8 protein-coding genes and 1 pseudogene are annotated in these 9,310 nt (G+C 69.0%); 6 read left to right on the forward strand and 3 right to left on the reverse strand.

Translation table 11 applies throughout. From position 1 onward, the window contains the following. Together AC36XV_RS10155 and AC36XV_RS10160 are read left to right on the forward strand one after the other, a co-directional pair. On the forward strand, positions 1–1,130 hold a 1,130-nt coding region (locus tag AC36XV_RS10155), incomplete at its 5' end, for a phosphate acyltransferase (protein WP_492203568.1). Positions 1,131–1,251: 121 nt separating this feature from the next. Beyond that, on the forward strand, positions 1,252–2,601 hold the full coding sequence (locus tag AC36XV_RS10160) for an HD domain-containing protein (protein ID WP_492203569.1): 1,350 nt from the start codon (positions 1,252–1,254) through the stop codon (positions 2,599–2,601). 47 nt (positions 2,602–2,648) lie between these two features. On the opposite strand, the gene AC36XV_RS10165 is transcribed toward AC36XV_RS10160, so the two are convergent. Then, the gene (locus AC36XV_RS10165) at positions 2,649–3,359 is read right to left on the reverse strand and encodes a Stp1/IreP family PP2C-type Ser/Thr phosphatase (RefSeq protein ID WP_492203575.1); all 711 of its coding nucleotides are present in this window, start codon (positions 3,357–3,359) and stop codon (positions 2,649–2,651) included. Between the two features lie 225 nt (positions 3,360–3,584). On the opposite strand from AC36XV_RS10165, the gene AC36XV_RS10170 reads away from it, so the two are divergent. Next, a complete protein-coding gene (locus tag AC36XV_RS10170; protein ID WP_492203570.1) occupies positions 3,585–4,454 on the forward strand; it encodes a sigma-70 family RNA polymerase sigma factor in 870 nt (289 codons plus the stop codon). Between the two features lie 9 nt (positions 4,455–4,463). Here AC36XV_RS10170 and AC36XV_RS10175 read toward each other — a convergent pair whose 3' ends face one another. Further along, entirely contained in the window at positions 4,464–5,522 is a 1,059-nt protein-coding gene (locus tag AC36XV_RS10175) for a hypothetical protein (RefSeq protein ID WP_492203571.1), read from the reverse strand. On the opposite strand from AC36XV_RS10175, the gene AC36XV_RS10180 reads away from it, so the two are divergent. From AC36XV_RS10180 to AC36XV_RS10190, 3 genes are read left to right on the forward strand one after another with little or no spacing between them, the layout of a single operon-like run. Then, positions 5,521–6,567 carry a histone deacetylase family protein gene (locus tag AC36XV_RS10180; RefSeq protein ID WP_492203572.1) on the forward strand — a complete coding sequence of 349 codons (1,047 nt, stop codon included), beginning with the start codon at positions 5,521–5,523 and terminating at the stop codon, positions 6,565–6,567. The two genes, AC36XV_RS10175 and AC36XV_RS10180, sit on opposite strands and share 2 nt — an antisense overlap. After that, the gene (locus AC36XV_RS10185) at positions 6,564–7,586 is read left to right on the forward strand and encodes a dipeptide epimerase (RefSeq protein WP_492203573.1); all 1,023 of its coding nucleotides are present in this window, start codon (positions 6,564–6,566) and stop codon (positions 7,584–7,586) included. The genes AC36XV_RS10180 and AC36XV_RS10185 overlap by 4 nt, the downstream gene beginning before the upstream one ends. A gap of 4 nt (positions 7,587–7,590) precedes the next feature. Next, complete coding sequence (locus AC36XV_RS10190; protein ID WP_492203574.1) at positions 7,591–8,757, forward strand: carboxypeptidase-like regulatory domain-containing protein; 1,167 nt, start codon at positions 7,591–7,593, stop codon at positions 8,755–8,757. A gap of 120 nt (positions 8,758–8,877) precedes the next feature. On the opposite strand, the pseudogene AC36XV_RS10195 reads toward AC36XV_RS10190, so the two are convergent. Then, positions 8,878–9,310 (reverse strand): annotated as a pseudogene (locus tag AC36XV_RS10195) (hypothetical protein); the annotation flags it as partial.

Below are 9,310 nucleotides of genomic sequence, written 5' to 3' on the forward strand. Positions count from 1 at the left end.
CGGTCGCGGAGGCGGCGATGCGCACGGGGGTGGCCCGCCGGCAGATCGATCTGGAGGAGTACCAGCACGAGCTGGAGGCGAGGCTCGGACCGGCGCGCGAGCTGATGCGAACGATCATGGACACGGCGCAGCACACGCCGAAGCGGATCGCATTGCCCGAGGGAGAGAACGAGACGGTGGTCCGCGCCTCTCACGCCATCGTGGACGAACGCCTCGGCACGCCGATCCTGCTCGGCAACCCGGAAGTGATCCGGCAGATCGCGGCTCGCGAGGAGGTCGACCTCGAGGGCGTGGAGATTCTGGATCCCGCCTCCTTCGATCGGCTCGAGGAATACGCCGGACACCTGTTCGAGCGCCGAAAGCGCAAGGGCGTGACGCACGACAGCGCCGTGCGGAAGATGCGGGACCCGCTGTACTTCGCTTCCATGATGGTGGAGAAGGGAGACGCGGACACTCTCATCGCCGGCGCCAACCTGAGCTACCCGAACGCGTTGCGCCCGGCCCTGCACACGATCGGCATGCAGGCCGGAGTGAAGAGCGTCGCGGGCCTGTTCATGCTCGTCTTCCGGGACCAGCTCTACTTCTTCGCGGACACGACCGTGAAGATCGACCCGTCCGCAGAGGACATGGCGGAGACGGCCATCCTCACGGCCGACTTCGCACGCAGGCTGTCGATCAGCCCGCGGGTCGCCATGATCTCGTTCTCCAACTTCGGCTCGGCCCGGCACCCCGAGTCCGACAAGGTCAGGAGAGCGGCGGAAATCGTGAAGGAGCTGCGGCCGGACATCACGATCGATGGCGAGATGCAGGCGGACACCGCGGTCGTCGACGGGATCCTCAAGACGCGCTACCCGTTCTCGGATCTCAAGCGGCCGGCGAACGTGCTGGTGTTTCCGAACCTCACGGCGGCGAACGCTTCGTACAAGCTCCTCAGTCGGCTCGGGGGCGCCACGGCCATCGGGCCGGTGTTGCTCGGCATGGACAAGTCGGTGCACCTGCTCCAGCGCGGCGCCACCGTGGAGGACATCACCAACCTGGCGGCGATCAGCGTCGTCGATGCCGCCCACCGGGGCCGGGAAGCCGAGTTGGTGAGGGCCAAGGCGAAGGAACGGGAAGCGGCCGCGGTTTAGGGCAGCCGTTCGTTCCAGGGCCTCCGGCTCCCGTTTGCGGGACGCCGGAGGCCCGTCTCATCTTCCGGGTCGCCGTCCGGTCTACTGCCGGGCGCGCCTCTCGAGTTCGCGGAGGTGAACCGTGCGCCGCTCCACGAGTCGGACCATACGGGACCCCCTGTGGCAGAACGTGGTCCTCGACGCCTCCGCCGCCGCGGTCGTGGACACGCCCGAGTTTCAGCGCCTTCGCAGAGTCAAGCAGCTCGGCTTCGCCCACCTGGTGTATCCCGGAGCGGTCCACAACCGATTCCTGCACGCCCTCGGGGTCTATCACCTGACGGGACGGGCGATCGACGCCCTGGAGAGCAAGGGACACCTCGACGCGCTCGATGATCTCTCGAGGCGCACGATTCCCGAGATCCGTCTCGCCGCCCTCCTCCACGACGTCGGCCACTACGCCTTCTCGCACGCGATGGAGGAGCTGGAGCCCGATTCGATTCCCGGGCATCACGAGGAGGTCGCCGATCGGTTCCTTTCGTCGCCCGGCATTCGGGCGGCGCTGGCCGGCGAGGGGGCCGGTGCGACCCGGCGTATCGGGGATCTCATACGGGGTCGATCGCAGCACCCTCTGCAGGGGCTCGTGTCGGGCTCGCTCGATCTCGACAAGATCGACTACCTGAGGCGCGACAGCCTGTTCTGTGGAGTCCCCTATGGCGCGGTCGACGTGGACCGACTGCTCGATTCGCTCACGCTCGCCCGGGAGTCGGAGGCCTCGCCGCTGGAAGTGGCGGTCACCGAGAAGGGGATATCGGCCCTCGAGTCCCTGATGTTCGCCAAGTACCAGATGTTCAGGAACGTGTACTGGCACCACGCGGTCCGCTCGGCCACCGTCACCTTTCGCCGGCTCGTGGAAGGCGCCCTCGAGGCCGGTCTCCTCAGCCGCGAGGACCTGCCGGGCCCGACCGACGAGGAACTCCTCAACACCCTCGCCGCCCGTATGGAGGGGGGACGGCCGACCGTTCTCCGGACGCTGCTCGAAGCCCTGGTCGACCGCCGGCTGCCGAAGCGCACGGTGGAGCTGATGGGAGACGAGCTGCCCGAGGGCATCGCGAGCTGGCTCCCCGAGCGCAGAGATCTGGTGAGAGCGCTCGAAGACCGGCTGGCCGAGGACATGGGTCTCGAGGCGGGAACCGTCTTCCTGGACTACCCGGCGAACCCGCGCATGCTGGAGCTACGGCTCCTGCTGGTGCGTCGCCGCGGCGAGGTGATCCGGCTGACCTCCGAGGGAGAGGCGGGACTGATCGATCTTCCGCGCCTCGGTCGGTCTCTGCATCACACGACACGGGCCCTGAGGGTGTTCTCGCTGGAAGCGGCCGGACGCTGGGATCCGGGCCCGCTGCTGGACGTGCTGGTGCTCCCGGTGGAGTCGGTCGAACGACGACTGGACTCGGGAACGCCGATCTACGAGAACGGGCGCGGCGGATCCTCCTGATCGCTTCCCCGCCGGGGGACGCCTCGCCATCGGAGCGGCGGCAGCCCTCAGTCGCTCTCGGAGATGCGGGCGACGAGCACGGTGATGTTATCCATTCCGCCCGCCAGGTTGGCTTCCCGGACGAGCTTGCCGACGCAGCGTTCCGGGTCCTCCTCCTGCTGCAGAATCCTGAGAATGTGCTCCTCCTCGATCATGTCGGTGAGCCCGTCCGATGCGAGGAGGAAGATGTCGCCGCCCTGGATGGCGCCCTCGTACAGGTCCGGAGTGGGGTAGGCCTCGGTCCCGAGGGCGCGGGTGATGATGTTCGACTGCGGGTGGTTCCTGGCCTGCTCCGGCGTGATCATGCCACGGTCCACCTGCTCCTGCACCCACGAGTGATCGCGGGTGACCTGGGATATCACACCGCTGCGGACGTGATAGGCCCGGCTGTCTCCGATGTGGCCGATCACGTACCGGCCCTGGGGACGCAGGAGAAGAACCGTAGCCGTCGTGCCCATGCCGAGCTGTGCGGTGTTCTCCGCGGCCTGGCGCAGGATCTCCCGCCCCGCCTCGACGAACGCAGTGCGGAAACGGTCCTCGATCTCCGACAGCTCCATGGTCTTGCACGCGTCACACAGGCGCTCGGCGATCCACTTCGAGGCGATCGCGCTCGCCACCTCTCCCGCCGCGTGACCCCCCATACCGTCGGCGACCACGAACACGCCCGAGTCCGCAGAACAGTAGACGGAGTCCTCGTTGCTTCGCCGCACGCGTCCCACGTCACTCAACGCGGCGCAATCCCAGTGGAAACGCCCCATGAACCTCTCACCAAGGAGTCGAGCGCCGTCCGGCCTACGAACGCCGGCCAGCGGAACAACCTAACTACGATCGCGCCGCCGGCGAAACAAGCGAAGTGGCTCGGCCAAGCTGTTTGACAACGGTCGACGGGCTCTCATAGCTTCCTTCGCCCTGTGCTGACGGCTGTCCCCGCTCCAGGATTGACCATGTCGCGAAGTGGACGATACCACGGGAAGGTCGTGTCTCCCGAATCGGCGAGCATGGTCGACCTGTACCTGGAAGACCTCAGCCGGTACCCCCTTCTCACTCCCGAGGAGGAAGACGCCACGGCGCGTCTCGCGCGCGCGGGCGACAAGGAAGCCCTGGCCAAGCTCGTTCGGGCCAACCTCCGGTTCGTCGTCTCGGTGGCCAAGCGTTACCAGAACCGGGGCCTTCCGTTCGGCGACCTGGTGCAGGAAGGCAACGTCGGGCTCGTCACGGCAGCCAAGAAATTCGACCCGGACCAGGGCGTGAAGTTCATCAGCTACGCGGTCTGGTGGATCCGCCAGGCGATCCTCGCCGCGCTCGCACGACAGAGCCGCTCGGTCCGGCTGCCCCTCAACCGCGCTACCGAGCTGGCGCGGGTCCTCCGGGTGAGCGAGGGGCTGAAGCAGGAGCTGGGCCGCGACCCGACCCCGGACGAGATTTCGGGTCCGGCGGATCTGGACCCGAAGACGGTCGAGATGCTCCTGGCGCTCAACGTGGCCGAGGTACGCCTCGACGCCCCGGTGGGCGAAGGGGAGGACAGCCAGCTCATCGATCGCTTCCTGGTGGACGAGTCGGACGTAGAGGAGGCGGTGGACGCTTCGATCCTCAAGGAACAGGTGGCGATCGCCCTCCAGTCGATCCGGCCGCGCGACGCACGCGTGCTGCGCCTGTACTACGGATTGCAGGGTGAGTCGGAGCACACGCTGGAGCAGATCGGTCAGCTCCTCGGAGTGACCCGGGAGAGGGTGCGCCAGTTGCGCGACCGGGCCCTGCAGGACATCCGGAACAGCGAGATCGGAAAGGCGCTCGGCACCTTCGCCGCTGCCTGAGCCGGCCGATCAGCCTCCGGGCGATACCTCGTCCGGGACATCCAGCAGCTCGAGAGAAGGGCAACGGGCATCCTCGGTCCACTCGATCCCACGATTCGGGTCTTCGCTGTCCCGGCTCGCTGCCAGCCGCCTCGCGCCTCCGTCCCGCCGTACGGCGAAATCCAGTCGACCGTCGGGCACGGGTGCCGCCCCGAGCCAGGTGAAGATCTCGCGTTCCCCCGCGCCCTGATAAGTGCGCATCTCCGCCCAGTCGACCACGTAGCCGGTGGCTCCGAAACGGGCCAGGAAGAACAGCGAGACGCCGGAGCCCGTCGGTCCGGGGCCGCCGATCGAGTCGTTGATCAGGTACGTGGCGGCCATGGCCGGACTCTCGTCTCCCGGCCATGCGACCGCTTCGAGATCGGCTCGCTGCGCGAGATAGGGGCGATCCTCGCCACCCTGCCGCAGCAGCTGTTCGGCGAGAATCGGCCCGAACGTGCGCATCCGGTTGTCGACGATCGCCGGGTCGGGAACGGCAGGGAGCCCGCCGGCCACTCCGGGGCCGAGCGCAAAGGACACGGGCGGCAGAGTGCCGCCGGGCGTCAAGAGGGCCCGAGCCGGTACCGCGGATGGGCAGCCCGCGTCGATCACACGCGGCGCGGCTTCGAGAACGAGCGAGCCCGCCCGGAGCCCCCCGGCTCCGAGCAGCAACTCCGTCTCCGGACGCGCGAACTCCGCGTCGAAGCGCTCCCGATACCCCTCCGGCGGCGCGTCCGGAAAACCGAGGGGAGCCGGAGTGCCCTCGACCATGCGGGCCACCGGCATCGCCAGGGCCCGACCCGATGTGCCGTCCGGGCGCACGACCCAGAGCAGTGGGCCTTCCGGCAGGGGCAGCTCGACGGGCTCGGCCCCGGCGGCCTGTTCGGCCGGCGCCTCGGGGGGAGGCGACGGATCTTCGAGGTGCACGGTGGCGCCGCCCCACTCGACCTCGCAGCCGGCGGAGAGCGCCGCGACGCACAGAACGAGCGCGAGCGGCAGCCGCACGCGCCCCGTCGGTAGACCCGGAAACCGCACGCTGTACATTGTCATGACCGGAAGCTACGAGCCCTTCCCCGAGCCGATCAACTGGAGCGTCAGCCGGATCATGGATCGAGTCGCCCTGTTTTCGCACGAGGCGTGCAGCGCCCACGACACCGGTTGGGAGCACCCGGAGCACCAGGGTCGGCTCCGTGCGGTGATGTCGGCCCTCGGTGCGGTTCTCCCCGAGCTGAACGACCGGGTCGCTCCGCTGCCTGCGAGCCCGGCCGCGGAGACCGATGTCCGGCGCGTGCATTCGGCGGACCACATCGCCACGATCCGCGGGGCATCGCAGCGGGCCGCCGAGCTGGGCCGGATCCTCAGGCTCGATCCGGACACGGCCGTATCCGGTCGCTCGTGGGAGGCCGCCTTCGCGGCCTGCGGGGCGGCGGTCGACGCGATGCGCTGGGTAGGTCGCGGCGAGGGCCCGGCGGCGTTTTGCGCCGTGCGGCCACCGGGTCACCACGCGACGCCGGACCGGGCCATGGGCTTCTGCCTGTTCAACCACGTGGCGGTGGCGACCCGGACGGCGCTCGCGGAGGGGGTCGCCTCCCGGGTGCTGATCGTGGACTGGGACGTGCACCACGGCAACGGGACGCAGGACGCCTTCTACGAAGACCCCGACGTGTTCTACCTGTCCATGCACCAGCACCCGCTGTATCCCGGGACCGGAATGGGCGGGGAGAGGGGCCGCGGGGCCGGTGACGGCACCACCCTGAACCTGCCGATGGGACCCGGGCAGGATCCCCACCGGTACGTCGACGCGCTGCTCGAGGGTCTGGATCGGGCCGCCGGTTTCGAACCGGACATGGTGTTCATCTCGGCCGGCTTCGACGCGGCGCGAAACGACCCCATCGGGGGGTTCACCCTGGCTCCGGAGCACTTCGCTCTTATCACGCGCGAAGTGGTGGAGAGGACACGCGACTCGGCCCGGGGACGGGTCGTCTCCGTCCTCGAAGGAGGATACAACCCGGCGGAGCTCGGCCAGTGCGTTACGGCCCACCTGCGCGCCCTGACCGAAACCGCTCATCCGGTCACGTCAAGCGAGGACTCATGAAGCTCACCTGGGAGAGGTTCACCATTCGAGCCAGGCACCCGTTCCGTATCAGCCGGTCGGTGAAGCAGGACGTCGAACGCGTGTGGGTGCGCATCGAGGGCGAAGGCATGGAGGGCTGGGGCGAAGCCGATCCCCTGCCGTATTACGGTGAGACCGCGGGAACGGTGATCGCTGCCCTGGAGCGAATGCGTCCGGTGATCGAAGAGGCGGAGGACCCGGACCGGCTGGAGACGATCGAGCGTGACCTGAAGCGGGCCATCGGACACAACGGGTCCGCACGTGCGGCGGTGAGTGCCGCGCTGCACGACCTGGCCGGTAAGAGAGCCGGGCTCCCTCTGTGGAAGCTCTGGGGCCTGGACCCGGCGGAGGCTCCTCAGAGTTCCTTCACGATCGGGATCGATGAGCCGGAGATCCTGAGGCGGAAGGTGGCGGAGGCATCCGATTTCTCGATCCTCAAGGTGAAGCTGGGTACGGACCGGGACGAGGAGATCCTCTCCACCATCCGGGACGCGGCGCCGCCGGAAACGGTGATCCGGGTGGACGCGAACGCCGCCTGGTCGGCCCGGGAGGCCGTCGAGCGGGTGGCGATGCTGGCGGACCACGGGGTCGAGTTCGTGGAACAGCCGCTCCATCCGTCGGACCGCGAGGGATACCGCTTCCTCCATGGACGCTCCTCGCTTCCGATCATAGCCGACGAGAGCTGCGTGGACAGCGCCGACGTGCCCGGGCTCGTGGGTCTCGTGGATGGCATCAACATCAAGCTCTCCAAGTGCGGCGGCCCGCGGGAAGCTCTCCGGATGATCCACACCGCCCGGTCGTGCGGCCTCCAGGTCATGATGGGGTGCATGCTGGAATCCTCCCTCGGGATCGCACCCGCCGCGCACCTCGCGAGCCTGCTGGACTACGCGGACCTGGACGGGGCGGCGCTGCTGGCGGAGGACCCCTTCACCGGTCCCGGGTTGCAGGGAGCGGAGATCCGGGTCGGCGACGAGCCGGGTCTGGGCGTCACCCGGGAGTGACCGCATGACGCTGCGCCGCCAGGTCGTGGTCGCCGTGATGGCGGCCACGCTCTCGGGGCTGCTGTTCCTCCCGCGTCCCGCGACCGCACAGAGCATCCGGGGAGTCCTCGTCGAACAGGGGACCGGGCGATCCATTTCGGGCGCCTTCGTGGTTCTGCAGGACAGCGCCGGCCACACGCTCTCTTCCACCCTGACGTCCACGGCCGGGACCTGGCTCCTGCGCGCTCCGATGCCGGGCACGTATCGCCTGCGCGCGGACCGCATCGGATACGAGAGCGTCGAGTCCGAGCCCATCACGCTGGAAGCGGGGGAGAGCGCCTCGTACCGGCTCGAAGTCGGAGTGGCCCCGATCCCGATGGCCGAGCTCGCGGTCGAGGGCGCGGGAGGGGCCTGCGAGGTCCTCGGCGAGGAGGGGGTGGCGGTGTACCGGGTGTGGGAGGAGGCCCGGAAGGCACTGGCCGCCATCGTGTGGACGGGACAGCAGCCGTACTACCGATTCGATGCCGTGCACTACGAGCGCATCCTCGATCCCGAGGGCGTGCCCGTGAGCGCCGTCGAGTACGAGGAGGTCCGCTACTTCGGGAGGCACCCGTTCCGCTCGATCCCGACCCGGGACCTGCTGCTGGGCGGCTTCGTCCAGTGGATCGCCGGGACCATTCAGTATTACGGACCGGACGCGGACGTGATGCTGTCCCGGGAGTTCCTGCGAAGGCACTGCTTCCGCCTCGTGGGGTCCGACGAGGAGGGGGTCGTGGTCCTCGGTTTCGAGCCCACGGAGGACAGCCGTGTGATCGACATCGGCGGTACCATGTGGCTGGACGCGGAGAGTTCCGAGCTCCGGCGCCTGGACTTCCGGTACGAGAACCTGGACCTGAATGTGGACACGAGCCGGCTCGGGGGCAGCGTGGAGTTCGACCGGCTTCCCTCCGGCGCCTGGATCGTGCGCAGGTGGGCGATTCGAGTCCCGATCGTGGAGCTCGGGCCCGAGCGGCGGAGCGCCGGGGGCCGGCCCCTGCCGCCTCGACGCATCCTCACCGGAATCAACGAGGGCGGTGGGCAGGTCACGGCCGTCTACCTGACCAGTCGGCTGGTCGGCGCGGCGTCGACCGACACCCTGCCGGTGCGGCCTCCACCGGATTCCCTCATCGTCCGGTATCCGGTAGGGAGCTGACCCCCGCCTGAACGTCCCATAAGTACGCCACATGGCCAATGCACAGAGTGATGGGCGACGCTCGCCACTAATCACATGAGGCGGGTCGGAGGGTCCGCGACGGAGGTGCGAGGGGTCCGGCTACAGCAGGGCCTCGGGGTCCCGGTCGATCTCGAGACGGAGACCCCCTCCGGGTTGACCCTCCTGGCGGGCCAGGTGGCGAAGCAACGCTCCGAGGGCGGCGGGCCGGTCGCTCTTCAGCAGGAAGTGCCATCGCCACCGCCTTCGGATCCGGTCGATCGGACACGGAGCCGGGCCCACGATGTCGACGTCGGAGTCGCGTGCCCGACGGGCCAGGCGGCGAGCCGAGTCGGCCGTTCGCTCCGCGGCCTCGGCGACTCGTTCCTCCGACGGGCCGGAGAGGATCAGGTTGGCCAGGCGGCGGTTGGGCGGATAGCCCGGTCCCTTTCGGTCCTCGATCTCGTCGCGGGCAAAAGCCTCGTAGTCGTGCCGAAGAGCGGCACGCAGCGCCGGATGGTGCGGTCGCGCGGTCTGCACGAGCACCTCGCCCGGC

It is taken from the genome of Candidatus Benthicola sp., from assembly GCF_058719085.1.

Bases quoted from the DNA above. Each gene is read 5' to 3' on its own strand.
- AC36XV_RS10170 (WP_492203570.1), top strand. From the start codon at position 3,585: ATGTCGCGAAGTGGACGATACCACGGGAAGGTCGTGTCTCCCGAATCG.
- AC36XV_RS10180 (WP_492203572.1), top strand. From the start codon at position 5,521: ATGACCGGAAGCTACGAGCCCTTCCCCGAGCCGATCAACTGGAGCGTC.
- AC36XV_RS10175 (WP_492203571.1), bottom strand. From the start codon at position 5,522: ATGACAATGTACAGCGTGCGGTTTCCGGGTCTACCGACGGGGCGCGTG.
- AC36XV_RS10185 (WP_492203573.1), top strand. From the start codon at position 6,564: ATGAAGCTCACCTGGGAGAGGTTCACCATTCGAGCCAGGCACCCGTTC.
- AC36XV_RS10190 (WP_492203574.1), top strand. From the start codon at position 7,591: ATGACGCTGCGCCGCCAGGTCGTGGTCGCCGTGATGGCGGCCACGCTC.